At 60.1% G+C, this 24,229-nt stretch carries 20 protein-coding genes and 6 pseudogenes; 15 read left to right on the top strand and 11 right to left on the bottom strand.

All coding sequences use genetic code 11. The annotated features are described in order from the left end of the window. Window positions 1-579 precede the first annotated feature (579 nt). The 4 genes and pseudogenes from AB4P96_RS21315 to AB4P96_RS21300 all read left to right on the top strand — a co-directional run bounded on the left by AB4P96_RS21315 (window position 580) and on the right by AB4P96_RS21300 (window position 2,735). A pseudogene (locus AB4P96_RS21315) lies at window positions 580-1,186 on the top strand (putative metallopeptidase). 31 nt (window positions 1,187-1,217) lie between these two features. Continuing rightward, entirely contained in the window at window positions 1,218-1,694 is a 477-nt protein-coding gene (locus AB4P96_RS21310) for a DUF2280 domain-containing protein (protein WP_395600047.1), read from the top strand. Next, window positions 1,663-2,325, top strand: coding sequence for a hypothetical protein (locus AB4P96_RS21305; protein ID WP_395600046.1), 663 nt, complete (start codon window positions 1,663-1,665; stop codon window positions 2,323-2,325). The genes AB4P96_RS21310 and AB4P96_RS21305 overlap by 32 nt, the downstream gene beginning before the upstream one ends. 188 nt (window positions 2,326-2,513) lie before the next feature. Beyond that, the gene (locus tag AB4P96_RS21300; RefSeq protein ID WP_395600045.1) at window positions 2,514-2,735 is read left to right on the top strand and encodes a hypothetical protein; all 222 of its coding nucleotides are present in this window, start codon (window positions 2,514-2,516) and stop codon (window positions 2,733-2,735) included. Window positions 2,736-2,900: 165 nt separating this feature from the next. Here the strand turns inward: AB4P96_RS21300 and AB4P96_RS21295 are convergent. Together AB4P96_RS21295 and AB4P96_RS21290 are read right to left on the bottom strand one after the other, a co-directional pair. Continuing rightward, window positions 2,901-4,068: pseudogene (locus AB4P96_RS21295) on the bottom strand (tyrosine-type recombinase/integrase). Between the two features lie 258 nt (window positions 4,069-4,326). Next, a complete protein-coding gene (locus AB4P96_RS21290; RefSeq protein ID WP_099550066.1) occupies window positions 4,327-5,406 on the bottom strand; it encodes a patatin-like phospholipase family protein in 1,080 nt (359 codons plus the stop codon). 171 nt (window positions 5,407-5,577) lie between these two features. Here AB4P96_RS21290 and AB4P96_RS21285 point away from each other — a divergent pair, with 171 nt between their 5' ends. From AB4P96_RS21285 to AB4P96_RS21275, 3 genes are read left to right on the top strand one after another with little or no spacing between them, the layout of a single operon-like run. Beyond that, window positions 5,578-5,901: a PepSY domain-containing protein gene (locus AB4P96_RS21285; protein ID WP_017135294.1), complete on the top strand. Its 324-nt coding sequence runs from the start codon at window positions 5,578-5,580 to the stop codon at window positions 5,899-5,901. Further along, window positions 5,901-6,569 carry a response regulator transcription factor gene (locus tag AB4P96_RS21280; RefSeq protein ID WP_017135293.1) on the top strand — a complete coding sequence of 223 codons (669 nt, stop codon included), beginning with the start codon at window positions 5,901-5,903 and terminating at the stop codon, window positions 6,567-6,569. The genes AB4P96_RS21285 and AB4P96_RS21280 overlap by 1 nt, the downstream gene beginning before the upstream one ends. Next, entirely contained in the window at window positions 6,566-7,879 is a 1,314-nt protein-coding gene (locus AB4P96_RS21275; RefSeq protein ID WP_017135292.1) for a sensor histidine kinase, read from the top strand. The genes AB4P96_RS21280 and AB4P96_RS21275 overlap by 4 nt, the downstream gene beginning before the upstream one ends. A 114-nt stretch (window positions 7,880-7,993) precedes the next feature. On the opposite strand, the pseudogene AB4P96_RS21270 reads toward AB4P96_RS21275, so the two are convergent. After that, window positions 7,994-8,503, bottom strand: a pseudogene (locus AB4P96_RS21270) (methyl-accepting chemotaxis protein); the annotation flags it as partial. Between the two features lie 396 nt (window positions 8,504-8,899). Further along, window positions 8,900-8,956 (bottom strand): annotated as a pseudogene (locus AB4P96_RS21265) (hypothetical protein); the annotation flags it as partial. Window positions 8,957-10,449: 1,493 nt separating this feature from the next. Here AB4P96_RS21265 and AB4P96_RS21260 point away from each other — a divergent pair. From AB4P96_RS21260 to AB4P96_RS21250, 3 genes and pseudogenes are all read left to right on the top strand, one after another. Next, window positions 10,450-11,769 carry a Na+/H+ antiporter family protein gene (locus AB4P96_RS21260; RefSeq protein ID WP_169987274.1) on the top strand — a complete coding sequence of 440 codons (1,320 nt, stop codon included), beginning with the start codon at window positions 10,450-10,452 and terminating at the stop codon, window positions 11,767-11,769. Window positions 11,770-12,015: 246 nt separating this feature from the next. Further along, window positions 12,016-12,837 (top strand): annotated as a pseudogene (locus tag AB4P96_RS21255) (cache domain-containing protein); the annotation flags it as partial. Between the two features lie 36 nt (window positions 12,838-12,873). Continuing rightward, entirely contained in the window at window positions 12,874-13,695 is an 822-nt protein-coding gene (locus tag AB4P96_RS21250; RefSeq protein WP_395600994.1) for a methyl-accepting chemotaxis protein, read from the top strand. 65 nt (window positions 13,696-13,760) lie between these two features. Here the strand turns inward: AB4P96_RS21250 and yegQ are convergent, their stop codons facing one another. Next, a complete protein-coding gene (gene yegQ, locus AB4P96_RS21245) occupies window positions 13,761-15,074 on the bottom strand; it encodes a tRNA 5-hydroxyuridine modification protein YegQ (RefSeq protein WP_170040685.1) in 1,314 nt (437 codons plus the stop codon). A 266-nt stretch (window positions 15,075-15,340) separates the two neighbouring features. Here yegQ and AB4P96_RS21240 point away from each other — a divergent pair. Beyond that, window positions 15,341-15,787, top strand: a pseudogene (locus AB4P96_RS21240) (thioredoxin family protein); the annotation flags it as partial. A gap of 93 nt (window positions 15,788-15,880) precedes the next feature. After that, the gene (locus AB4P96_RS21235) at window positions 15,881-16,948 is read left to right on the top strand and encodes an AI-2E family transporter (RefSeq protein ID WP_017135286.1); all 1,068 of its coding nucleotides are present in this window, start codon (window positions 15,881-15,883) and stop codon (window positions 16,946-16,948) included. Between the two features lie 31 nt (window positions 16,949-16,979). Here the strand turns inward: AB4P96_RS21235 and AB4P96_RS21230 are convergent, their stop codons facing one another. The 3 genes from AB4P96_RS21230 to AB4P96_RS21220 all read right to left on the bottom strand — a co-directional run bounded on the left by AB4P96_RS21230 (window position 16,980) and on the right by AB4P96_RS21220 (window position 18,057). Further along, window positions 16,980-17,162, bottom strand: a complete 183-nt coding sequence (locus AB4P96_RS21230; protein WP_017135285.1) for a hypothetical protein — start codon at window positions 17,160-17,162, stop codon at window positions 16,980-16,982. A 90-nt stretch (window positions 17,163-17,252) separates the two neighbouring features. Further along, entirely contained in the window at window positions 17,253-17,447 is a 195-nt protein-coding gene (locus AB4P96_RS21225; protein ID WP_010211349.1) for a hypothetical protein, read from the bottom strand. Between the two features lie 256 nt (window positions 17,448-17,703). Continuing rightward, complete coding sequence (locus AB4P96_RS21220; RefSeq protein WP_170040687.1) at window positions 17,704-18,057, bottom strand: hypothetical protein; 354 nt, start codon at window positions 18,055-18,057, stop codon at window positions 17,704-17,706. A gap of 156 nt (window positions 18,058-18,213) precedes the next feature. Between AB4P96_RS21220 and AB4P96_RS21215 the strand changes: the two genes are divergently transcribed. Next, window positions 18,214-19,032 (top strand): shikimate 5-dehydrogenase, encoded by an 819-nt coding sequence (locus tag AB4P96_RS21215; protein WP_170040688.1) that lies wholly within the window; start codon window positions 18,214-18,216, stop codon window positions 19,030-19,032. Between the two features lie 120 nt (window positions 19,033-19,152). On the opposite strand, the gene AB4P96_RS21210 is transcribed toward AB4P96_RS21215, so the two are convergent. Then, window positions 19,153-19,803, bottom strand: coding sequence for a YceH family protein (locus tag AB4P96_RS21210; RefSeq protein ID WP_017134565.1), 651 nt, complete (start codon window positions 19,801-19,803; stop codon window positions 19,153-19,155). A gap of 117 nt (window positions 19,804-19,920) precedes the next feature. On the opposite strand from AB4P96_RS21210, the gene AB4P96_RS21205 reads away from it, so the two are divergent. Then, a complete protein-coding gene (locus AB4P96_RS21205; protein ID WP_017134564.1) occupies window positions 19,921-20,430 on the top strand; it encodes a DUF1993 family protein in 510 nt (169 codons plus the stop codon). A gap of 68 nt (window positions 20,431-20,498) precedes the next feature. Here AB4P96_RS21205 and sstT read toward each other — a convergent pair whose 3' ends face one another. Continuing rightward, a complete protein-coding gene (gene sstT / locus AB4P96_RS21200; RefSeq protein WP_017134563.1) occupies window positions 20,499-21,719 on the bottom strand; it encodes a serine/threonine transporter SstT in 1,221 nt (406 codons plus the stop codon). A 242-nt stretch (window positions 21,720-21,961) separates the two neighbouring features. Here sstT and AB4P96_RS21195 point away from each other — a divergent pair, with 242 nt between their 5' ends. Further along, window positions 21,962-23,119: an MFS transporter gene (locus AB4P96_RS21195; RefSeq protein ID WP_017134562.1), complete on the top strand. Its 1,158-nt coding sequence runs from the start codon at window positions 21,962-21,964 to the stop codon at window positions 23,117-23,119. A 126-nt stretch (window positions 23,120-23,245) separates the two neighbouring features. Here the strand turns inward: AB4P96_RS21195 and nhaR are convergent, their stop codons facing one another. Further along, complete coding sequence (gene nhaR, locus AB4P96_RS21190) at window positions 23,246-24,148, bottom strand: transcriptional activator NhaR (protein WP_395600044.1); 903 nt, start codon at window positions 24,146-24,148, stop codon at window positions 23,246-23,248. Window positions 24,149-24,229: the final 81 nt, after the last annotated feature.

The raw sequence follows: 24,229 nt of genomic DNA, 5'->3' as shown, positions 1-24,229 counted from the left end.
CAGTTCTTGCATAGCGATCACACAATCTCGGGATATCTGGATGTATTTGGGTTCTATATAAATTGGGAAAGTTGTTTTCCTGCAGGCCTTGAGGAAAAGCTCCAGTTTTCTGCAAATCTCAGAAAAATCGAAATTGGCATTCATGGGCGAACCATAGATAGCGGCCCTTGCGCTTGCCTCCATTGTGCGCTGCCATAGCTGCATGGTTTCAATTGGGAAGGTTATGGGGTCGTCGTCTACCAGCTTCGCGTGTATGGCGCAGAGCCACGCGCCATTCTCATAAGCCCTACGTTGCTCGGGGGTAAGCTCTTCGTCAAATCGTGGACCTCCAGCGGCTGCCGCTGACATATGCGCAGCTTGACCTACATTTATGTTCCCCCCATGTGGTGTAGAAGCATGGGTGACATTGGGGCACCCTGGGTAAACACATCGAAAATGTACGTTTCGTGCCAGCGCACTTTTGGTCGCGGAAGTAAAGTTATCTCTCGACATGTAATTGCTCTCACGTTAACTCAGTCATGAATTCCGTTTCACCGGTGACATCATATCGGCAGAGCATTGACAAATATGAGGGTAGAAATGAGCCGACCGATACCACCGGCCGACCTTCTGAATTGTCTGTGCCTGACTCTGCGTCCAGCCCCAGAGGCATGGGAGTGGCTCCAAGCCGAGATCCTCGCCGACACCGGCAACACTCACAACGAAGACCACACCCACCTACTGGATGCGGACACGGGTCATGTGGGCGTCGTCGAGTTTCGAGAAGCAGGGCAGGACAGTGCTTGGCCAAGCCGAACAGGCAGCGTTCCGCGCCGGCGGTTGGCAGAAAGCCCGGATGGAGCAACAGATGCGTGATTGGTTCGGCGACGTGCTGGCCTTCATCATCACTCTGGCTGCCGACTACTGCGCCCAGTGCAGCGACCTTGAGTTCTGCGCTTTGATTGAACACGAGCTGTATCACCTGGCTCACGCGACCGATAGGTATGGTCAACCAGCATTCACCCAAGACGGTGCACCGAAGATCAAGCTGCAGGGCCACGACGTGGAAGAGTTCGTCGGTGTTGTCCGCCGCTACGGTGCAAGCCCTGACGTTCAAGCGTTGGTGGATGCTGCAAACAGTCCTGCTGAGGTGGGGAAATTGAACATTGCGAGGGCCTGCGGAACCTGTCTGCTGAGATCGGCCTGATTCTTGACAGGCTCTAGACGGATGAGAATTTATGGCAGCCCTGAAAAATGAGGTGAAGAGTTTCATCGTTCAGGCGCTGGCGTGCTTTGATACCCCATCCCAGGTGGTGGAAGCCGTCAAGAACGAATACGGGGTTGTGGTGAGCCGCCAGCAGGTGGAGACGCACGACCTAACCAAGTCCGCGGGGAAGGGGCTGGCGGTGAAGTGGGTGACCCTTTTCCACGACACCAGGAAGCGGTTCCGAGAAGAGACCGCAGAGATCCCGATTGCCAACCGCGCCTTCCGGCTTCGTGGCCTAGGGCGAATGGCTGAAAAGGCCGAGAACATGCGCAACCTGGCGCTGACCGCTCAGTTGTACGAGCAGGCCGCCAAAGAGGTGGGCGATGTTTACGTGAATCGTCGCCTCGAACCTGAAAAACCTCTGGGCTCTCAAGCGGACCAGCAGCACGCCGTTGCTGAGTACACCTTGGAGCCTGATGAGAATATCCCCGCTACCCCGTACCTTTGACCCGCCGGTAAAGCTGACGCCCAAGCAGGCGAACATTTACTGCTGGGGCTTCCAGCCTGAGGCCCGATTCCGCGATGCGGTGTGTGGCCGGCGGTTCGGTAAAACGTTCCTGGGCAAGGCAGAGATGCGCCGCGCGGCTCGACTAGCGGCTGAGTGGGGCGTGAGCGTTGAAGACGAGATCTGGTACGGTGCACCGACCTTCAAACAGGCCAAGCGGGTGTTCTGGCGTCGCCTGAAGCAGGCTATCCCCGAAGCATGGCGTGCGCACCGCCCGAATGAGACGGAATGCTCGATCACCCTCAAGTCTGGCCACGTCATGCGCGTGGTGGGGCTCGACAACTACGACAACCTGCGGGGCTCCGGCCTGTTCTTCGTCCTGGTGGATGAATGGGCAGACTGCCCGTGGGCTGCGTGGGAAGAAGTGCTGCGGCCGATGCTATCGACTTGTCAGTACCAGATTCCCGGCGTTGGTATGCGTAAGGGCGGGCATGCGTTGCGAATTGGTACGCCCAAGGGCTTCAACCACTGCTACGACACTTATCTGGACGGTAAACCAGGCGGGGAGCCGCGCTGCTCTACCCAGTTCGCTATTTCCACGATGGAAGCTTCAAGGGCCAACTGCTTTTCGTAAAGCTTGGAGGGCAGTGAAGGGAGTAGGTCGGAGTTTGGTATTGGCGTTCCTCTGGTGGGGTGGACAGCTTAGCAGTCGGTTTTCTTTGGGGAGTTTGTATTCGTTCGGCAGGACGCCAGGGATTGGTAATGGTATTTTGCTATTGCTGTGAGGCTGACCAGTCAAAAAATATGGACGGACGGGCAAATATGAAAGGGATTAAGGCGTTTTTGGTGCTGTTAGGACTATGCGTGCTACTGATGATCGGTGTAATGATATGGAATTATTATACGACTATCTATCTGACCAGAGACTGTCAAGGTCTTGTGGGGCTGGAGCGTTCTAGCTGCATGGATGAAGCGAAGAAAAATGCACAAACGGGCGCTAATGCAGCAAAAAAATTGATGAGGGAAAAAGATGGTTCACCCTAGGTGTTTGTTGCGTGAGGGCGGCCACGCGTTTGCGCAAACCTCTGCTAAAGACTACGTCTTACCGTTTTTCAAAAGCACGGCTAAGACGATGTCTTGCAATCGTTATATGAATAATTAAATTTTTTAATCAATGGCTTGAGTGCGTAAAGCTCCCAGCATGGGGTGTTAGATATTTGCCGTCACAAGGTCCGCCCACTCCTGCATCATTTCTCGACGCTGCTCCAGATACGCAGCATGGTTGTACACATCGCGGATGAAACTGCTATCAGCATGGGCAAGTTGCCGTTCGATCCAGTCACGGTTGTAACCGCGCCCGTTCATCTCGGTCGAGAATAGATGCCTGAAGCCGTGGGGCGACTGCTTGCCGGTGAGCCCGCAGAGGTCCATGACGTTGTTGGCGTAGTTCGTGCCAATCGGCATTGTTGGATTGCTACGATTTGTGAACACATAGCGAAGGCCACCAGTGATGGGTAGCATGCTTTTCAGCAGTTCAACGGCCTGTGCTGGCAGCGGCACGGCGTGCTCACGTCGTGCCTTCATCTTCTTTGCCGCCGGCGTCGTCCAGATCGCCGCATCGAGATCAATTTCAGACCACTCGGCATACCTTACTTCGCCCGGGCGTGATGCGGTGTAAATCATCAGCATGATCGCTGACCGCAACTGGTGGCCGGACACGCACTGTTGAATGCTTGGGTAGTTCGCTGAACGGCAAGAATGGATGAGGCCGGTTCTGCGCGCCTTTCTCGGTGACGGCGTGCATCTCAGCTGTAGGGTTCGATTCAATCAGTCCGGTGGCGATCGCATAGCTGAACACCTGGCCCATCCGCTGCCGAACCTTTACCGCCGTGACTATAGAGCCGCGCTTTTCGATGCGCCGTATCAGCCCGATCACGTCGGCGCGCTTGATGGCGTCGATCTGCCGCCCGCCAAATGTTGGAAGCACGTCCAGCTCCATCAAATTGCTGATGATCCGGTACGTGCCCGGCGATATGCTGCCCTTCCTGAATGCCAGCCACTCATCGTACACGCGGCGGAATGTGCGGCCGCCGGCCTCAATCAGTCCTGCCTACTTCTCCTTCCTCGATTCGCGCGGATCTACGCCGCGCGCAATGTCTTCCCGCGCCTCATCTCTGCGAGAGCGCGCTTCCTTCAGGCCCGTTTCCGGTTATGTTCCAAAAGAAATCCTTGCCTGTTTTCCAAGCCATGTGAACCGAAAGTGCCAGCTTTTAATTCCACTGTTCGCCACGTAAAGCGAAAGACCCAGGGAGTCGGGGAGGGTGTATGCCTTTTCCTTTGGCTTAGCCTGTCTGGCCGCTGTGTCCGTGAGTGCCACTAGTACATCCTCTCAAAACCATTTTCAATGTACTGGATGATGTACTAACTAATTGTCATTGGGACGGTATTGCGTGGTACGCGTTGATACTCAAAAGCTTTTGTTTATTGGGATATACGGAGGGAATTGGGAAGGGGGGGGTTCAGTCGGGAGGCTACCGTGGAATCTTTGAAGATTTCCACAGTATTTTCAGCTCGGTCAGGTATCTGGCAGGCGGCGAGTTTAACAGTTTGATCCTCTGCCGCGCATACCGCTGGGTTACAGCGCTTGCAGCCGCTCGCCCAGCCCACCATTGTCCGCCAGTTGCAGGAACTCATCCCCCAGCCGTTGGCTTTCGCTCATCGCGGTTTGCCAGTATTTGTTGCGGCTAGAGTCATCGCCCATAAAGCGCTTGAAGTCGCTGCGGTCCGGCAATTTCCCATGGGGCAGACGGGCCAGGTAGTCTTTGGAGGGCGCCAGTAGCAGCACATCCTGCAAGCCTTGTGGATTACTGCGTCGCCACGGCAGGCCCTTGTCGAACCAGCCGGGGATCACCCGGTCGGTGAAATGCGGGTACAGCACAATGTCGTCGCCGTGATAGGGCAGGTCGAGGTGATAGTCCAGCAGGCCACCGTCGCGGTAAGTGCCCGTGCCTGCGCCGGGCAGGTCGCGCACGCCTTGCATCACCATGGGGATGGAACCGGAGGCCAGCAGCGCCTGGCGCAGGTTGCCCAGCTGCAGGTCGAGGAAGCGCGAGGGAAAGTCCGTCAGCGCATGCACCGGTGGCGCCTGGCGCGGGTCGTGGATGATCAACCGCTCAAAATGCCGCGACAGCCGCGCACGGCCACGCAGGTTGTCGGCAATCACCGACGACAGGCCCAGCCCCAGTCGCCCACGGTGGTCATCGGCGAGCAGGCCGTGGCTCTTGACCACCATGATATTCAGGCGATAGTCGGGGTTGTCCAGCACCCGCGCATCGCGGCCGGCCAACAGGTCGTCGAGCATGCGCTGGCAGCTGTGGCTGACTTCGGCCATGGTCACGCCCTTGGCAAAGCGTTGTTCGTTGTACAAGCGGCCGAGGTCCAGCAGGCCTTGCACCGGGTCGGGCAGGCACGCACTGGCGAACCGCCAGGAGCCGATGGACGCGCCGATCAGTGCACGCTCACGCGGCGCGCGTGGCAGCCAATCGCCGAACAGCGCCAGGTCCAGGCCTTGAATGCCCAACGCCTTGGGGCCACCGGCCGCACCGGGTAGGATACCGACATCCGCCGGCGCAAGGCCTTGCTCGCGAATGCGTGTGAAAGCGCGTTTGCCGGCCTTGAGGGTCAGCGCGGGAAACTTGATGTGGATGGCAGTCATACAGGTCTCGGTTGCAGCGAACAGGCAATATAAGAGAGTTCTTGCAGCGATGGGTAAGGTTGCCGATTGAAAATTGCCATGGTGGCAATTCAGTTTCAGTTAAGTTGTCACGGGTACCGTGGTGGCCCATGTCCCGCATCGGGCCGCCCTCAAGGAACATCAGGATACGTAATGAAGGTAAATCTACGCGCGGGCAGTCAGGTGGCGCTGGTATTGCTACTGAGCAGCGCCAGCCTGTCGGCCCATGACCTTGGTCAGGATGAAGCCCTGCGATTGCGTCAGGAGGGCGTCATCGCGCCGCTGGAACAGTTGCTGGGGCCGGCGCTGGAGCGCTACCCGGGTGCCAAGCTGCTGGACGCCGAGCTTGAGGAGCACAAGGATCGCTCGGTGCGCTATATCTACGAAATCGAACTGTTGACCGTCGAAGGCGTGGTGCGCGAAATCGAGCTCGACGCCAGTACCGGTAAGCTGCTCAAAGATAAGGAAGACGACTGATGCGCCTGCTTCTGGTGGAAGACAACGTACCGCTGGCTGATGAACTGTTGGCCGGTCTGCAGCGCCAGGGCTACGCGGTCGACTGGCTGGCCGATGGGCGCGACGCCGCGTATCAAGGCCGCAGCGAACCCTATGACCTGATCATCCTCGACCTCGGCTTGCCGGGCCTGCCGGGCCTGGAGGTGCTCGCGCAATGGCGCGCCGCGGCCTTGGCCACGCCCGTGCTGGTGCTGACCGCGCGCGATTCCTGGGCCGAACGTATCGAAGGGCTAAAGGCCGGCGCCGACGATTACCTGAGCAAACCCTTTCACCCCGAAGAGCTCTACCTGCGCATCCAGGCGCTTCTGCGCCGTTCCCACGGCCAGGCCAACCAGCCGACGCTGCAAGCCGCCGGCCTGCACCTGGATGAAGGGCGCCAGTGTGTGCTGCGCGATGGCGACGAGATCCAGCTGACCGCCGCCGAATTCCGCCTGCTGCGCTACTTCATGCTGCACCCGGAGCAGATTCTGTCGAAAAGCCATCTGGCCGAACATTTGTATGACGGCGAAACCGAGCGCGACTCCAATGTGCTGGAAGTGCACGTCAACCACCTGCGTCGCAAACTGGGGCGCAGTGTGATTGAAACCCGGCGTGGCCAGGGTTACCGGTTTGGCGCCGCCCCGGCATGAGGTCGATTCAACGGCGTTTGAGCCTGGGTCTGATCAGCGTCATGGTGGTGGTGGGCGTGGTGCTGGCGCAAACCAGTTTGTGGTTGTTCGAGGCCGGTTTGCAGCGCTACCTGGAAGCCGGGCTGCGCAACGACAGCGAGAACCTGCTGGCAGCACTGGTGCGTGGGCCGGAGGGTGTTCATTTGGATGAGCAGCGTCTGTCACCGGCCTATCAGCGACCGTTTTCCGGGCATTATTTCCGCATTGATTTTGCCGACGTTCACTGGCGCTCCCGCTCGCTGTGGGACCAGGAACTGCCGCGCCTGACCGAGCCGGGGCTCAAGGGCAACCTGCAACTGGGGCCGGAACGCCAGCAACTGCTGGTGTTGCGTTCGGACTACAAGCGTTTCGGCCAGTCAATTTCCATCAGCGTGGCCCAGGACTACACGCCCGTGCGCGAAAGCTTTCGCCTGATGCGCCAGATCGGCCTGATCATCGGCTTGGCGGCGCTGTTACTGGTGCTGATCCTGCAACGGGTCACCGTGCGCCGCGCCTTGCGCCCGCTGGAGACGGCACGCAACCAGATTGCCCAACTGCAACAGGGCCGGCGCTCGCAACTTGATACCCAAGTGCCGCTGGAACTGGAGCCGTTGGTGGCGCAGATCAACCATCTGCTGGCCCATACCGAAGACAGCCTCAAGCGCTCACGCAATGCTTTGGGCAACCTCGGCCATGCGCTGAAAACCCCATTGGCGGTGCTACTGAGTGCAGCCTCCAGTGAAGCGCTCAAGGACCACCCCGAAATCGGCAAGCTGCTGCGCGAGCAGCTTGACCAGGTGCAACAACGCCTCAACCGCGAACTTAACCGCGCCCGCCTGGCCGGTGAAACCCTGCCCGGCGCGCTGTTTGACTGTGAAAAAGAACTGCCCGGCCTGCTGGCCACCTTGAGCATGATCCACGGTGAACACCTGGACTTGAGCTACCACGTCGACCCCGGCCTGCAATTGCCCTGGGACCGCGAAGACCTGCTGGAACTGCTCGGCAACCTGCTGGATAACGCCTGCAAATGGGCGGATGCCGACGTGCGCTTGACGGTCAGCGAAACCCCGCGCAGCTTTCTGCTGGCAGTCGAAGACGACGGCCCCGGCATCCCGCCGGCTCAGCGTGAGCAAGTGCTCAGCCGGGGCGCGCGTCTGGATGAGCAGATTGACGGCCATGGCCTGGGGCTGGGGATCGTGCGGGATATTGTCGAGGTGTGGGGCGGTACGTTGCGGTTGCAGGACAGCGAGCTGGGCGGGCTCAAGGTGCTGATCGAATTACCCAAACGTTGAGATCGTTCCCACGCTCTGCGTGGTAACGCCGCCTTGGACGCTCGGCGTCCCGCTGTCGACGGGCAACGCGGAGCGTCACAGGAGGCGCGCCCACGCGGAGCGTGGGAACGATCATTACACCCGAAACTGATCCATCAACCCCTGCTGCTGATTCGCCAGGCTGTTCAACGCCTGGCTCACCCGCGCCGATTCATTCGCCTGCTCCGACAGCGATTCAGTCACATCCCGTATCGTCGCCACATTGCTGTTGATCTCTTCGGCCACGGCGCTTTGCTGTTCGGCGGCGCTGGCGATTTGCAGGTTCATGTCGCTGATCACCGTGACCGCCTCACCAATCTGACGCAGGGCGGTGACCGCCTGGCCGACCTGTTCGACACTGCCTTGGGCCTGCCGATAGCTATTGCCCATGGAGCCAACCACGTCGGTGGTGCCGCTTTGCAGGTGCTCGATCACCAGGCGGGTTTCTTCTACCGACTCCTGGGTGCGCTGCGCCAGGTTGCGTACTTCGTCGGCGACCACCGCAAAACCACGCCCAGCCTCACCGGCGCGGGCGGCTTCGATGGCGGCGTTGAGTGCCAGCAGGTTGGTTTGCTCGGCGATGCCGCGAATCACTTCCAGCACCGAACCGATCTTCTCGCTATTGGCCGCCAAGCCTTCGACCTGGGCCATGGCGGTGCTCATATCCGCCGCCAGGTTGCCGATATTGGTGGTGGTGCGGTCGATCACACTCAAGCCGTCGCGTGTGGCCTGGTCGGCATCGCGTGCGGCGTGTGCCGCCTGGGCAGCACTGCGGGCGACGTCCTGGGCGGTGGCGCTCATTTCGTGGGAGGCGGTGGCCACTTGGTCGACCTGACGGTATTGCTGCTCCATGCCGGCGCTGGTTTGCGTGGCGATTTCGGCGGACTGGTCGGCAGTGCCACGGGCGTCCTGCACGGAGCGTTTCACTTGGGCAATGATCGGTTGCAGCTTGTCGAGAAAGCGGTTGAACCAGCCGGCCAGTTGGCCCAGTTCATCCTGTTTGTCGTAGGCCAGGCGGCGGGTGAGGTCGCCTTCGCCGCTGGCGATGTCTTCGAGCATGCGTGCCACGCCGAGGATCGGCCGGGTCACGCTGCGGGCCATCAGCCACACAAGCACTAAGCCAACCACGGCCGCCAGCAGGCCCAGGCTCAATTCCAGCAGCGTGCCACGGGCGTTGTCCGCGTCCAACTGCGCCTTGAGTGTTTCGGCGGGGCCGACCAGGACTTTTTCCGGCACATCCAGCAACACGCCCCACGGCTTGCCGCCGGGAATCGGCGCGAAGGGCGCCAGCACCTTGAGTTGGTGATCGGTACGCAGGCTGCTGGTCTGAGGGTTACTGGCCAGTACGCTGATCAGTTGCGCGCCGCTGGCGCTGTCGACCTGATCCAGACGCTGGCTGAGTTTGCCGGCGTCCGGGCTGTAGCCGGCGAGCAAACCGGTGGGGCTGAGGATGCTGACCTGGGTCTGGCCGTCATACAGCTTCTGGCTGGCCTGTTGGCTCACGGCCTGCAGGCTGTTGAGGTTGATGTCCACCGACAGCGAGGCAATAACTTTGCCGTTGACCATCAACGGGAAGACGATGCTGGTCATCAGCACGTTTTGCCCGTCGATCACATAAAAGTACGGTTCGATCACGCAGGGTTTCAGCGTAGTGCGTGGGCAGGTGAACCAGGCGTTAGCCTTTTCGCCGCTGGGGCCGACGCTGATGTCGGCCATGTCGCTTTCGGGTAGTGACATGGAGGTGAGTTTGCCGGGTGTGGGCTGCGACCAGTAGAGGGCGAAGCGGCCTTTGTCGTTGCTGCCCAGTTCTGCCTGATTGGCGAACAACTCGTCCTTGCCGTCCAGCGCATTGGCCTCAAACACCAACGACAGGCCGAGCAGATCGGGGTTGGCTTGCAGGGCGGCCTTGACTTGGCGGGTCAGGTCTTCGCGGGTATCGAAGGCGTCGAGGAAACGTTTTTCCGCCTGCTCACGCAAAAACAACACTTGGCGCGAAAAACCATGGCCGTACTGATAGGCGTCCATGAATTGCTGGCGAATGCCCAGCGCCTGCACTTCACCTTGGGCCTCGATGCGCGCCTGGGCGGACGCGTCGAGCATCTGCATGCTGGACGCTTTGACCTGCTGTGAACTCTGCTCCATGCGAAAAAGCGACAGACCCACCAGCAGGGTCACGATCCCCAGCAGGCACAGGCCCGCGAGCAGGGTGATTTTCCATTGAATGGAGAGCTGTCTAAGCGACATCGAGGAGCATCCTTAACCTGAAAACACAGAGAGCCTTTGTATCGGCTGCCTTTCACGCTTCTTTATTCTGTGGCGAGGGAGCTTGCTCCCGCTGGCGCTCCAGTGCGCAGCGCTCCTGTTTTTTTGGGGCTGCTGCGCAGCCCAGCGGGAGCAAGCTCCCTCGCCACAGTTTTTGACATGACGGCCCGCCTGCGGCAAAGTGCGCGCCCTCTAATAAGACCTCTTAAAGCCTGCACACGGACGCCACTTGATGGCCGCCCGGTCGCGGGCCTGTCTGTTTTTTATGTTTTTTGCTTGAGGTAACCATGATTAACGCAGTCATCGCCGCGGTCGGCACCATGCTGGTGCTCAGTTTGTCCCGTGTGCATGTGGTCATCGCCATCATCGTCGGCGCCCTGGTCGGTGGCTTGACCGGCGGGTTGGGCATCGAGGCCACGCTCAAGGCCTTTAACGGCGGCTTGGGCGGCGGCGCGACCGTGGCGTTGTCCTACGCCTTGCTCGGCGCTTTCGCGGTGGCGATTGCCAAGTCCGGCCTGGCGCATGCCTTGGCGGACAAGGCGCTGCTGTTGGTCGATCGCCAGGAAGCCACCGGCGGAAGTCATGTCAAATGGCTGCTGATTGGTCTGTTGTGGGTGGTGGCGATTGCTTCGCAGAATATTCTGCCGATCCATATTGCGTTTATCCCGCTGCTGGTGCCGCCACTGCTTTACGTGCTGACCAAGCTGCAACTGGACCGCCGGCTGATCGCCTGCGTGATGACCTTCGGCCTGATCACGCCCTACATGTTCCTGCCGGTGGGCTTCGGCAATATCTTCCTTAATCAGATCCTGTTGGCCAACGTGGCCAAGAGCGGCGTGGACATCAGCCAAGTCAACGTCACCCATGCCATGGGCTTGCCCGCGTTGGGCATGGTGGTGGGCCTGCTGGTGGCGGTGTTTATCAGCTACCGCAAAAAGCGTGTGTATGACCTGGAAAAAATCGAGCGCGTCGAGCAAGTAGCCGTGCAGTACAACCCGCTGACCCTGCTGGTGGCCGGGCTGGCAATTGCCTCGGCGTTTATCATTCAGCTGTGGCTGGATTCGATGATCATCGGCGCCCTGGCTGGGTTTCTGATCTTTTCGGTGTCGGGCATTGTGCGCTGGCGCGAAACCGACGACCTGTTCACCGAAGGCATGAAGATGATGGCGATGATCGGCTTCATCATGATCGCCTCATCGGGGTTTGCCGAAGTGCTCAAGGCTACCGGTGACGTGCGCTCACTGGTGGAAGCCTCGGCGGCATTCATTGGTCACAGCCGTGGTGTGGGCGCGCTGCTGATGTTGCTGGTGGGGCTGTTGGTGACCATGGGCATTGGTTCGTCCTTTTCTACGGTGCCGATTCTGGCGGCGATTTTTGTGCCGTTGTGTGTGCAGCTGGGCTTCAGTCCGTTGGCGATTGTGTGCATCGTGGGTACGGCGGGGGCGCTGGGCGATGCCGGTTCGCCAGCGTCGGACTCCACGCTCGGCCCGACTTCCGGCCTGAATATTGACGGCCAGCATCACCATATCTGGGACACCGTGGTGCCGACCTTCCTGCACTACAACATTCCGTTGCTGGCGTTTGGCTGGTTTGCCGCGATGACCCTCTAGTATCTGGAACAGGTTCAATTGTGGCGAGCAGGCTTGCCCTGCGTTGGAGCGCGAAGCGGTCCTGAATCCAGACACCTCGATCTACCTGGCGTGTTACGGCGCCTGAAAAGGGGGCTGCTACGCAGCCCAACGCAGGGCAAGCCTGCTCGCCACAACAGTCCAGTCGCCACTCAGCCAAGGTGCCCTACAGATATTTCGCCACTGGCCGTTAACCTCTCAAGTCGCCACGAATAAGAGAGAAAAGCCATGCGTCTGAGTTTGAAGGCCAAAGTCCTGTCCCTGGCCGTCGTGCCTGTGTTGTTGTTTGCCGTGGTCATCAGCCTGACCACGGTGTGGATCCTGCAGGGCCAGGCGCGCAATGAGGTGGATGAAACCCGCCAGCGCCTGCTCAATGACGCCAAGGCCACGCTGCAAAGTTATGTGGAAGTGGCGATGACCACCATCAAGCCGCTCTACGACGCGGCCGCCCCCGGCGACACGGCGGCGCGGGCGCAGGTAGTCAAACTGTTGTCCAACACCACCTACGGCAAGGACGGCTACTTCTTCGGCTACGACTCCGAGACCATCCGCCTGTTCAAGGGCAACAGCCCGGACGGCGTAGGCAAGAGCTTCAAGGACAACCGTGACCCCAACGGTGTCTACGTCAACCGCGACCTGGTCAAGGTCGGCAAGGACGGCACCCACTACCTGCAATACAGCTCGACCCAGCCCGGCCAGACCGAACTGGTGCCCAAGCTTGGCTACACCGAATACCTGCCCAAGTGGGACATGGTGATTGGTACGTCGGTGAACCTCGATGGCATCGAAGCCCAGGTGGCGGTGGTCGAGGCCAAGGTCGAAAAACGCATGGAAGGCGTGCTGCTGAGCATCCTTGGTGTGGCGGTGGTGGTGCTGCTGGTGATTGCTGCAGTGGGCATGTTGGTGGCCAATACCATCTTGCGCCCACTGAGCCTGATGAAAGCCAACCTCGACGATATCGCCGCGGGCGAGGGCGACTTGACCCGCCGCCTGGCCATCACCAGCCAGGATGAGTTGGGGGACTTGGCCGGCGCGTTCAACCGCTTTGTCGACAAGATCCACGGCCTGGTGCGCCAGATCACCGAGATGACCGCGCAACTCACCGGGCTGGTCAGCCAGGTGTCCGATCAGGCCCAGCGCTCGGAAACCGCCATGGAACGCCAGCGCCACGAGACCGATCAGGTGGCCACCGCAATCAACCAAATGTCCTCGGCGGCCCACGAAGTGGCGCGCAGTGCCCAGGGCGCTGCGGTGGCCGCGCAACAGACCGACGCTGAAGGCCAGGCCGCCAAGCGGGTAGTGGATGGCAGCATCGCGCAGATCCATGCGCTGGTGAACGACATCCGCAGCAGCGGCGTGTCCCTCGACAGTTTGCAGCAGGACGTGTCGTCGATCGTCAGCGTGCTCGGCGTGATCCGCTCGATTGCCGAGCAGACCAACCTGCTGGCGCTCAACGCCGCCATCGAAGCCGCACGGGCAGGCGAGGCTGGTCGCGGGTTTGCGGTGGTCGCCGACGAGGTGCGTGCGCTGGCCAGTCGCACGCAAACCAGCACCCAGGAAATCCAGGGCATGATCGACCGCCTGCAAAAAGGCACCGTCGCCGCCGTGGATGCCATGCGCCGCTCCAGCGATGCCGGTGATGGCACTTCGGCCCAGGCCAACCAAGCCGGCGCGTCGCTGGATACCATGGCGCAGTTGATTGGCACCATCAACTCGATGAACGCGCAAATCGCCAGCGCCGCCGAAGAGCAGACCGCCGTGGCCGAAGAGATCAACCGCAGCGTGCATCAGATTGCCGTGGCGGTCGACAGCGTGGCGGATGAAACCCAATTGGGCGCGCAAACCTCGCGCAGCCTGGCGGACCTGGGCCAGCGCCTGGGGCAGTTGGTGGGGCAGTTCAGGATCTGATCAACCCTGGCCTCAGCGTATGTTTGCCTGGCGCTGATACAAATAGGCCTGTCACCGCCCCTGCGTTAGACGTCACGCATCAGCAGGCCGAAGCGCAGGTCCATGTCGCTCGGCAGTGGCACATACACCGTGTGCCCATCCCCCGGCGCCACGTCTATGGCCTCGCCCTTGGCGTTGTGCAGGTTGGTCAGGTCAAAGTGAAAGTTGCCGGCCGGTGTCATCAATTCCAGATGATTACCCACGGCAAAGCGGTTTTTCACCTTGACCTCGGCCAGCTCGCCCCGGCGCTCGCCGGTCAATTCGCCGACAAACTGCTGGCGCTCCGACACCGAGCTGCCGTTCTGGTAGTTCTGGTATTCGTCGTGCACATGGCGACGCAGGAAACCTTCGGTGTAGCCGCGTTGGGCCAGGGACTCAAGATCAGTCATCAGGTTGCGGTCAAACGCACGGCCAGCCACCGCATCGTCAATGGCCTGGCGATACACCTGGGTGGTGCGCGCGCAATAGAAGTGGGACTTGGTGCGCCCTTCGATCTTCAGCGAATGCACGCCCATGTGCGCCAGGCGCTCCACGTGCTGCACGGCGCGCAGGTCCTTGGCGTTCATGATGTAGGTGCCGTGTTCGTCTTCGAAGGCGGGCATCTGCTCATCCGGGCGGTTGGCTTCCTGCAGCAGGAACACCTGATCGGTCGGCGCGCCGATACCCAAGGTCGGTTCACACTGCTGGACGATATCGCCCGTGGCGTTCTCCACCGCCGGCGTGGCCTGGTATTTCCAGCGGCACGCGTTGGTGCAGGTGCCTTGGTTGGCATCGCGCTTGTTCATATAGCCGGACAACAAACAGCGCCCGGAATAGGCCATGCACAGGGCACCGTGCACAAACACTTCCAGCTCCATGGCCGGCACCTGTTGGCGGATTTCGCCGATTTCTTCCAGTGACAATTCCCGCGACAGGATTACCCGGCAGATACCTTGCTGTTGCCAGAACTCGACGCTGGCCCAATTCACCGTATTGGCCTGTACCGACAAGTGAATCGGCATGCACGGGAAGTGACGGCGTACCAGCATGATCAAGCCTGGGTCGGACATGATCAACGCGTCCGGCCCCATGGCGATCACCGGGGCCAAATCCTTGAGGAAGGTCTTGAGCTTGGCGTTGTGCGGGGCAATGTTGACCACCACGTAGAAACGCTTGCCCAGTGCATGCGCCTCCTGGATGCCAAGCGCGAGGTTGGCGTGGTCGAACTCGTTATTGCGCACCCGCAGGCTGTAGCGCGGCTGGCCGGCGTAGACCGCATCGGCGCCGTAGGCGAAGGCATAGCGCATGTTTTTCAGGGTGCCGGCGGGGGCGAGTAGTTCGGGGGCAATCACGGGGGGCATGGGCTCGGGTCGCAAAAGGTCGCGAGCGTAAAGGAGCTGGCACACGCATTTATTGATCCAGGTCGGGCTTTTGCGGGTTTTGTATCGCTGTGTATCGGCGGGTGCCGTTCGACACAGGCGTGATACCTCAGAGGGTTTCAATAGGCACTCTGCGACTCGACAAGGTAATCACCATGCGACCTATCACATTCCTGTTTACCAGCCTGCTGCTGGCTTTCGCTCTGACCGCAAGCTGGATGGCCAGTGGCGAGAGCAAGCAACCTGCGGGCGCCACGCCGTCGCTGGCGGGAGCGGTCGAATGGCTAAACTCACCGCCTCTGAGCCTTGAAGCGCTCAAAGGCAAAGTGGTACTGGTAGATTTCTGGACCTATGACTGCATCAACTGCCGGCGTGCGCTGCCCTACGTCAATACCTGGGCCAAACGCTACGAAAAAGACGGTTTGGTGGTGATTGGCGTACACACGCCCGAATACGCGTTTGAGCACATCCCGGCCAACGTCAAGGAACAGGTGCGCAAGCTGGGCATCGGTTACCCGGTGGCCATCGACAATAACTACGCGATCTGGCGCAGCTTCGATAACCAATATTGGCCGGCCCACTACCTGATCGATGCCAAGGGGCACGTGCGTTACAGCCACTTCGGTGAGGGACGCTACGAGGCTCAGGAACAGGTGATTGAAGTACTGTTGAATGAGGCCAGGGCGATTCAATGAGGCGGTCTACGCTTGAAGGGCACTCCCAGGTTCTGCCGCGGACTAAGCAACAGGGCCGCTGAAGGCCCTCTGCTTTTCTGACATGGACCGGACATGAACCAAACCAACCTTCAATTCAAAACCCTGCTGTTATTGCTGGCCCTGGTGACCATCGCCTTTATCTGGATATTGCTGCCGTTCTATGGCGCGGTGTTCTGGGCGGTCATCCTTGGCATCATCTTCGCCCCGATGCAGCGGCGCCTGCAGCAACGCTTCAGCTGGAACCGCAACCTGACGTCCCTGGCCACCCTTACGGTATGCCTGGTGATCGCAATTTTGCCGGTGATCATCACCAGCGTGCTGCTTGTGCAAGAGGGCGCCACCCTCTATAAAAATATCGAAAGCGGCAAATTGGACGTGGCGGGGTATATCGAACAGTTCAAGAACATCCTGCCGCCTTATTTCCAGCATCTGCTCGACCGCTTCGGCATGGGTAACCTGGAGGGGCTGCGGGAAAAGATCGTCAAGAGCGCCATGCAAGGCAGCCAGTTCTTTGCCACCCAGGCGTTCAGCTTCGGCCAGGGCACGTTTGATTTCCTGGTGAGCTTTTTCATCATGCTGTACCTGCTGTTTTTCCTGCTGCGTGACGGCCCGGAACTGGTGCGCAAAGTACGTACGGCGGTGCCGTTGGCCGAGCCGCAAAAGCGCCGGTTGCAACTCAAGTTCAATCGGGTGGTACGTGCGACCGTCAAGGGCAACGTGTTGGTCGCCGTGACCCAGGGTGCGCTGGGCGGTTTGATCTTCTGGTTTCTGGACATTCCCAGCGCGTTGCTCTGGGCGGTGTTGATGGCGTTTCTGTCGTTGCTGCCAGCCGTCGGCGCGGGGATCGTGTGGGGGCCGGTGGCCGCCTACTTCCTGTTGAGCGGTTCGATCTGGCAGGGCGTGGTACTGGGCTTGTTCGGCGTGTTCGTGATCGGGCTGGTGGACAATGTATTGCGTCCGATTCTGGTGGGCAAAGACACCAAGATGCCGGATTACCTGATCCTGATCTCGACCTTGGGCGGCCTGTCGGTGTTTGGCTTGAATGGCTTTGTGATCGGGCCGCTGGTGGCGGCGCTGTTTATGTCCAGTTGGGCGTTGTTTGTCGAAAGCAAGCCGCGGGTCAAACTGCCATTGCCCTAGTTCTCAGACGTGAGTTTTCAGGCCGGAGGCTTCAGGCATGGAGCCTGAAGTTCGACACCTGCTGTTGCTGTTGTTGCGCAGCGGACAGCGAGGTGAGCGGGCCGCTGATGGTTTCGCCATCGCGTACCACATACCAGCAGGCCAGCAACCCGAGCTCCCGGAGTGGGGCGGGGACGGCACTGCCGACAACGGACATGATTTGAACAGTAGGCATAGGCACCTCCAAAGGTATGGGGGTCACCTTACGGGCTGATGGCGCGTAGGAAAAATCACCCTTCTCGATAGTCAACATTAACGCCAGGCGTCAATCCACTACTTGATCGAGCATGTTCACCACTTCCTGCTCGCTGAGCAGGCCTTTGCGCACCAGGTTTTCTGCCAGCAGCGCGAGAAATTTTGCGCTGCGGTGGCCCTCAAGGTGCTTGAGTTCGGTAAGTGCGCTGTAAACCTTGCTGGACGTGCACAGGCCAGCGGTGCGGTGCGGGTTTTGCGTGGGCATGGTCAGTCGTCCTTAATTGTTATTGGGTGGACCGCTCGATAGTGAGACCGTTGAGTGACGTAAACATGACAGCGCAGGCCCAGGTCAAGCAAGTGGACATTTGACCGTCATGATGTGGGATTGCGGCTCGGGCATTGTCCTCATAGCGACCTTGGCATGATAAAACCGGGCTTTTCAGGCAAAACCCAGGCAAAACGCAGGTAAAAAAAGACCCCGCGTGTGGGCGAGGCCTGTTCATTTCTAACCTGACCGCGTGTTACCAGCCGCGGCCATAATAACCGTAGGGAGGGCCATAGTAGCCGCGTGGTGGGCCGTAATAGACCGGCGCCGGGCGGTAGTAAACCCGCTGTTGCACATACACCGGCGGTGGCGGTGCGTAGTAGACCGGCGGCGGTGCGGCATACACCGGTTGAGGCTGGACATACACCGGTTGCTGCACGTAAACCGGCTGGGATTGGCTGGCAACTACGGAGCCGACAACGGCTGCGCCGATCAAACCACCCAATATGGCCGGGCCACCCCAACCACCACCGTGGGCGGAGGCTTGGCCTGCCATAGCGAGTGCGCCGATAAGCAAGGCGATTTTGGGGATTTTACGAATCATGGTCATTCCTCGGTTAGCCCCTGCGCTTGTGGTCTGCAATCAATAGACTCAAGGATTGTCGCGGGGATACTTTTAAGACAACGTATTTCTGAAAAACAGCACCGCCACTAGGTAAAGGTTGTGTAAGGTCTGTACCGATTTGCTTACTCAAAGGAGTTTTCCATGCAGATGCACCCCAACAAGGACACCCAACTGTGCATGTCATTGTCGGCGCGTCCCGGGAATTTTGGCTTGCGATTTCACAACCATCTGTACGAACAGCTGGGGCTGAACTTCTACTATAAAGCCTTCAGCAGCCAGGATTTGCCCGGCGCGATCGGCGGTATTCGGGCGCTGGGCATCCGTGGTTGCGGGGTGTCCATGCCGTTCAAGGAAGCTGCCATTGCCCTGGTCGATGAGTTGGATGCCTCGGTCAAGGCCATTACTTCGCTCAACACCATCGTTAACACCGACGGCCATCTCAAGGCCTACAACACCGACTACATTGCCGTGGAACAATTGCTGAAAAAGCACGCGGTGCCCAAGGATTCGACCTTCGCGCTGCGTGGCAGCGGCGGCATGGGCAAGGCGGTGGCCAGTGCCCTGCGTGACGGCGGTTATGCCAACGGCGTGATTGTGGCGCGCAACGAAGCGGCGGGCCGGGCGTTGGCGCAGAGCCTGGGGTATGAGTGGCAAGCAGAGCTGGGCGAGTTGCGCCCACAGATGCTGGTCAACGTGACGCCGATCGGCATGACCGGCGGTGCAGAAGCGGACCAGTTGGCCTTCGAGGCGGACGCTGTGGACGCTGCTGACACTGTATTCGATGTGGTGGCGATCCCCGCCGAAACGCCGTTGATCGTGCGCGGGCGTGCCCAGGGCAAACGAGTGATTACCGGGTTGGAAGTGATCGCAATCCAGGCGTTGGAGCAGTTTGTGCTGTACACCGGTGTGCGGCCGACGCAAGAGCAGTTTGAGGCGGCGGTGGCCTTTGCCCGAACCTAAAGCACTGCGCAGATCCAAATGTGGGAGCGGGCTTGCCCGCGATGAGGGCGTGTCAGCCGCCTTATACATCACTGACCCACCGCAATCGCGGGCAAGCCCGCTCCCACATTTTTAATCGAGTTAAGCCTGTTCCAGTTGGGCCAAACGCTCTTCCAGCGCTGCAATCCTGGCTTCAAGTTCTTCGATTCGCTCCACCGAAACCCCACCCGCCGAGCGCTCCACCGGGCTCCCGCGTGCCGCGATGATCGCCTCAATATCCGCCGGATCCCCCAACGCATGGGTATAACGATCTTCCCGTTGCCCTGCCTGGCGCGGCACCAATACTGCCAGCCCGCGCGCAATCAGGCGTTCAAGCTGGTGCACGACCTGTTCGGCATCTTCAAAGTCATGCATGCGCCCGCTGCGGGTCAGCAGTTCGTTGACGGTCTGCGGCCCGCGCAGAAACAGCAGCCCGATCAGGATTACCTGGGCCGGCACCAGCTCCAGTGCCTTGTCCACCCGATGCTCCCAGCGGTCGGCGCGGCTGCCCATCACCAGGCGGGTAAAGCCTTGGCCCTCGAGCACCCGCAGGCTCTGGCCGACCTGGCCCTGGCTCAAGTTGGTCACCGGTTCCCGGCTGGTCTTCTGGTTGCAGGCCAACACCAGCGCATTGAGTGTGAGCGGGTAGGTCTCCGGGTTGGTCGCCTGTTTTTCGATCAGGCAGCCCAGGATGCGGATTTCCGTGCTGTTCAGGCGCGGCTCAGGGGTGTCGGTGTCGTGCTCGGCGGTCATCGCGCTTTCCCTATGCAGTGAAGCTCACTAGCCTAATCCTGAAAAAATAAAAGACAAGCCGCAGGCATGGCTATAATCGCCGCTGGTTCCAAACCCTGCCATCACCGTGAGACTGTCATGACTATTTCCCTGTACGCCGCCTCCATCCCGGTCTTCAAGCAAATGCTCAACGCGCTGAGCGACGTGCTGAACAAAGCCGAAGCCCACGCCACCGCCAAGAACATCGAACCCAATGCCTTGCTGCAAGCGCGTCTGTTCCCGGACATGTTCCCGCTGGTGCGCCAAGTGCAGATCGCCGTCGACTTCGCCAAGGGCGTTTCCGCGCGCCTGGCCGAGATCGAAGTGCCGAAGTACGAAGACAGCGAAGTGACCTTCGCCGATCTGCAAGCACTGATCGCCAAGGTGCTGGCATTTGTCGACACCATCAAGCCTGAGCAAATCGACGGCAAGGAAGGCATCGAGATCATCACCCGCCCAGGCACGCCGAAAGAGAAGCGCTTCAGCGGTCAGTCTTACCTGCTGACCTATGGCCTGCCGCAGTTCTTCTTCCACGTCACCACCGCTTACGCTTTGCTGCGTCACAACGGTGTGGAAGTGGGCAAACGCGATTACATGGGCGCTTTCTAAGCATCCAGATACAAAAAAGCCCGGGATCGTTGCTGTCGAACGCCCCGGGCTTTTTTACGCCTGGATAGTTAAGCCGTTTGCTCTTCCTTGCCCAGGCAGGCGGCTGCCGTGAACAGCACATCGGTGGACGAGTTGAGCGCGGTTTCCGCCGAGTCCTGCAGCACACCGATGATGAAGCCTACGGCCACCACCTGCATGGCGATCTCGCTGGGAATGCCGAACAGGCTGCACGCCAGGGGAATCAGCAGCAACGAGCCACCGGCCACACCCGACGCGCCGCAGGCACATACCGCCGCGACCACGCTGAGCAGCACGGCGGTTGGCAGGTCCACGGCAATACCGAGCGTGTGCACAGCGGCCAGGGTCAACACGGTGATGGTAATCGCCGCGCCGGCCATATTGATGGTGGCGCCCAGCGGGATCGACACCGAGTAAGTGTCTTCATGCAGGCCCAGGCGTTTGCTCAGCGCCAGGTTCACCGGAATATTCGCCGCCGAACTGCGCGTGAAGAATGCGGTGATGCCGCTTTCGCGCAAGCACATCAGCACCAGCGGATAAGGGTTGCGGCGCAGTTTCCAGAACACGATGGCGGGGTTGATCACCAGCGCGACAAACAGCATGCAGCCGATCAGCACCACCAGCAGGTGGGCATAGCCGAGCAGGGCGCCGAAACCGGAGGTGGCCAGGGTCGAGGCCACCAGGCCGAAGATACCCAGCGGCGCAAAGCGGATGACGACGCGCACGATCAGGGTGACGCCATTGGACAGGTCATCGAGCACCGTGCGAGTGGTAACACCTGCATGGCGAATCGCGATGCCCATGCCGATGGCCCAGGCCAGGATGCCGATAAAGTTGGCATTCATCAGCGCGCTCACCGGGTTATCCACCACGCTCAGCAGCAGGCTTTGCAGCACTTCGCCGATGCCGCCGGGGGCGCTGACGGTGGCGTCGTGGGTAGCCAGCACCAAAGGTGACGGGAACAGCATGCTGGCAACCACTGCGACGACGGCAGCGGCAAAGGTGCCGAGCAGGTACAGGAACAGGATTGGCTTGATATGGGTTTCCTGGCCATGTTTATGGTTGGCGATAGACGCCATGACCAAGACAAACACCAGAATCGGCGCAACGGCCTTCAGCGCGGTGACAAACACCTTGCCGATAAAACCAGTGGCTCGCGCAGCCTCGGGCAACAGCAAGGCCAGTAAGATACCGGCCACCAGGCCGATGACAATTTGGGTGACCAGGCTGACGCGCATCAGTCGTTGCAGCAGGGAAGGGGCAGCAGTCATAAACAGTTGTCTCTAGTTTTTTTAGTAGGACGCAGCATTGCAGGCACATAGCGACGTAGGAAGCAGGCCCAAAGTCTAACATGCTGTAGGAAGCGTCCCGTTTCGGTGCGGCATTCCGTCACCCTCAACTGTAGGGTTTGGCCAGGCCAAGACCTATTCTGTTAAGATTGCGGCCTCTCATCTTTCCTCTCCGTCAGCGAGCCCTTCGGGCTGTCGTTGATGTCGTCGTTTCTGGAGTTTTCATGTTGTTCCCTATCCTGCTGCTGTCGGCCGCCGGTTTTACCGTGCTGACCACAGAATTCATCATTGTCGGGCTGCTGCCGTCGATCGCCCGCGACCTGAACGTCAGCGTGTCCCAGGCCGGGCTGCTGGTGACGTTGTTCGCGTTTACCGTGGCGGCATTCGGGCCGTTCCTGACCGCATACTTCGCGCGGTTCCAGCGCAAGCGCCTGTTTATCTGCATCCTGATCATGTTTGCGCTGGCTAATACCGTGGCGGCATTGGCGCCGAACATCTGGGTCATGGCCTTGGCGCGCTTGATTCCGGCGTTGGGTTTGCCAGTGTTTTGGGCCTTGGCGAGTGAAACGGCGGTGGATATCGTCGGGCCGGAGTTTGCCGGCCGGGCCATTGAAAAGATCGGTTTCGGGATTGTCTGCGCCACGGTGTTCGGCATTCCGGTTGGCACCTTGATCTCCGATATGTTCGGCTGGCGCACAGCGTTTGCGATTCTCGCCGTGGTGGCGTTGGCCAAGGCCTTGCTGCTGTTTATCTACCTGCCGGTGACCACACCCAAGAACGATCAGGTGAGCCTGCGCTCGCAGTTCAAGCTCCTGCGCAACCCGTTGATGCAGGGCCATATCCTGCTGTCGATCCTGGTTTTCAGCGGCATGTTTACCGCTTACACCTACCTGGCAGACATCCTTGAGCGCCTGGCCGGCTTCGACGGCACGCTGGTGGGCTGGTGCCTGATGGGTTTTGGCGCAGTGGGCCTGATCGGCAACGCCCTCGGCGGGCGTGCGGTGGATCGTCACCCGCTGATTGCGTCCATGGTGTTTTGCGGGTTCATGATCGCCGGCATGGTCGCGGTGGTCCCGGCGATTCACTCCACCCTCGGCCTGGCAGCGGCGATGGCGGTGTGGGGCGTGACCCAGGCGGCGATGTTTCTGGTCAGCCATGTGCGCCTGATGAAAGCCGCGCCCCACGCCCCGGCGTTTGCGGCGTCGCTGAATATCGCTGGCGCCAACTTGGGTATTGGCCTGGGGGCAATGGTGGGTGGGCATGTGATCGACACCCTTGGCCTTGCCAGCCTGGGGTTTGCGGCGTCCGGATTTATCCTCGTATCGATCCTGCTGGCGCTGTGGTTGATGACCGCCGAGCAGCCGATGGCGTCCAGCGCCTGAGTCAGCCTGGCTGGGACGGGATCAGGCTTATGTGGGAGCCGGGCTTGCCCGCGATGCAGGCACCTCGGTGTATCAGTAAGACCGAGGTGATGCTATCGCAGGCAAGCCAGCTCCCACACCTTGCCGTCAGGGCAGGGCGGTAAACAGCTCGCGCCGCGCCCCTTCGGTAATCGCCACGATGCCGGGGTGCTTGATCTTGCGTTCCACCGAGATCGCGTAGAACGACTCGGTGACCGCATCGGTCTGGCCGATCAGCGCCACGACATATTGGCGCACTACCTCATCGGCGATCACGCTGGGGGCGATAAATATCCCGCTGCCCGACTTCCCAAACGCCTGCATCAACGCGCTGTCGTCGAACTCGCCGATGATCTTCGGCTGGATCTGCTGCTCGGCAAACCAGCGCTGCAAGCGGCTGCGCACCACCGTCTCTGCGCCCGGAATCAATAACGGCGCGCCCTGCAGGCAGTGTGGGAAATCGCCGCCGTATTGGTCCGCCAATGCCTGGGTGGCGAAAAAGCTGATGCCGCATTCCCCGAGTTTCTGACTGTAGCCTTTGATGTCCAGATGCGTGGGCATAGGGCTGTCGGAGATCACCAGGTCCAGGCGCTGGATCGCCAGGTCGGCCAATAACCGTTCGAGTTTGTCTTCGCGGCAGGTGATGCGCATCGGCTCGCTCAACTCCATGGTCGGCGCGATCAGCCGATAAACGATGGATTTTGGCACCACATCCGCGACCCCGACCCGAAACAGGATCTGCTGTTCGTCGGGTGCTGCGCGCAACATGGCTTCCAGCTCGTTACCGGTCTGGAACATCTGCTCGGCATAGGGCAAGGCCCGTCGCCCGGCTTCGGTGAGTTCCAATTGGCGACCGACACGCTGAAACAGGGCGATACCAAAGGTCTGCTCCAGCAGGCTGATCTGGCCGCTGATGGTCTGCGGCGTGAGGTTCAGTTGCTCACAGGCGCGCACAATACTGCCGGTCTTGGCCACCACCCAGAAGTAATGCAATTGTCGATAATTGAGCATGGCGGTCTACACTTCGTAAAAATCGAAGTATACGTGAGAAAAATACGAATTTTACTGAACTGTTCAGCTGCATAGAATGCC

It is taken from the genome of Pseudomonas sp. B19125, from assembly GCF_044218855.1.
GTDB classification, from domain to species: Bacteria; Pseudomonadota; Gammaproteobacteria; order Pseudomonadales; family Pseudomonadaceae; genus Aquipseudomonas; species Aquipseudomonas edaphica.
The sequence above is the reverse complement of the archived record's forward strand: the minus strand, read 5'-3'. Positions and strand labels throughout refer to the sequence as shown.

What these genes read in the sequence shown, in the direction of transcription:
- AB4P96_RS21310 (WP_395600047.1), top strand. Translation starts at nt 1,218, where the DNA reads ATGGCAGCCCTGAAAAATGAGGTGAAGAGTTTCATCGTTCAGGCGCTG.
- AB4P96_RS21305 (WP_395600046.1), top strand. Translation starts at nt 1,663, where the DNA reads ATGAGAATATCCCCGCTACCCCGTACCTTTGACCCGCCGGTAAAGCTG.
- AB4P96_RS21300 (WP_395600045.1), top strand. Translation starts at nt 2,514, where the DNA reads ATGAAAGGGATTAAGGCGTTTTTGGTGCTGTTAGGACTATGCGTGCTA.
- AB4P96_RS21290 (WP_099550066.1), bottom strand. Translation starts at nt 5,406, where the DNA reads ATGACTGCCATCCACATCAAGTTTCCCGCGCTGACCCTCAAGGCCGGC.
- AB4P96_RS21285 (WP_017135294.1), top strand. Translation starts at nt 5,578, where the DNA reads ATGAAGGTAAATCTACGCGCGGGCAGTCAGGTGGCGCTGGTATTGCTA.
- AB4P96_RS21280 (WP_017135293.1), top strand. Translation starts at nt 5,901, where the DNA reads ATGCGCCTGCTTCTGGTGGAAGACAACGTACCGCTGGCTGATGAACTG.
- AB4P96_RS21275 (WP_017135292.1), top strand. Translation starts at nt 6,566, where the DNA reads ATGAGGTCGATTCAACGGCGTTTGAGCCTGGGTCTGATCAGCGTCATG.
- AB4P96_RS21250 (WP_395600994.1), top strand. Translation starts at nt 12,874, where the DNA reads ATGACCGCGCAACTCACCGGGCTGGTCAGCCAGGTGTCCGATCAGGCC.
- yegQ (WP_170040685.1), bottom strand. Translation starts at nt 15,074, where the DNA reads ATGCCCCCCGTGATTGCCCCCGAACTACTCGCCCCCGCCGGCACCCTG.
- AB4P96_RS21235 (WP_017135286.1), top strand. Translation starts at nt 15,881, where the DNA reads ATGAACCAAACCAACCTTCAATTCAAAACCCTGCTGTTATTGCTGGCC.
- AB4P96_RS21230 (WP_017135285.1), bottom strand. Translation starts at nt 17,162, where the DNA reads ATGCCTACTGTTCAAATCATGTCCGTTGTCGGCAGTGCCGTCCCCGCC.
- AB4P96_RS21225 (WP_010211349.1), bottom strand. Translation starts at nt 17,447, where the DNA reads ATGCCCACGCAAAACCCGCACCGCACCGCTGGCCTGTGCACGTCCAGC.
- AB4P96_RS21220 (WP_170040687.1), bottom strand. Translation starts at nt 18,057, where the DNA reads ATGACCATGATTCGTAAAATCCCCAAAATCGCCTTGCTTATCGGCGCA.
- AB4P96_RS21215 (WP_170040688.1), top strand. Translation starts at nt 18,214, where the DNA reads ATGCAGATGCACCCCAACAAGGACACCCAACTGTGCATGTCATTGTCG.
- AB4P96_RS21210 (WP_017134565.1), bottom strand. Translation starts at nt 19,803, where the DNA reads ATGACCGCCGAGCACGACACCGACACCCCTGAGCCGCGCCTGAACAGC.
- AB4P96_RS21205 (WP_017134564.1), top strand. Translation starts at nt 19,921, where the DNA reads ATGACTATTTCCCTGTACGCCGCCTCCATCCCGGTCTTCAAGCAAATG.
- sstT (WP_017134563.1), bottom strand. Translation starts at nt 21,719, where the DNA reads ATGACTGCTGCCCCTTCCCTGCTGCAACGACTGATGCGCGTCAGCCTG.
- AB4P96_RS21195 (WP_017134562.1), top strand. Translation starts at nt 21,962, where the DNA reads ATGTTGTTCCCTATCCTGCTGCTGTCGGCCGCCGGTTTTACCGTGCTG.
- nhaR (WP_395600044.1), bottom strand. Translation starts at nt 24,148, where the DNA reads ATGCTCAATTATCGACAATTGCATTACTTCTGGGTGGTGGCCAAGACC.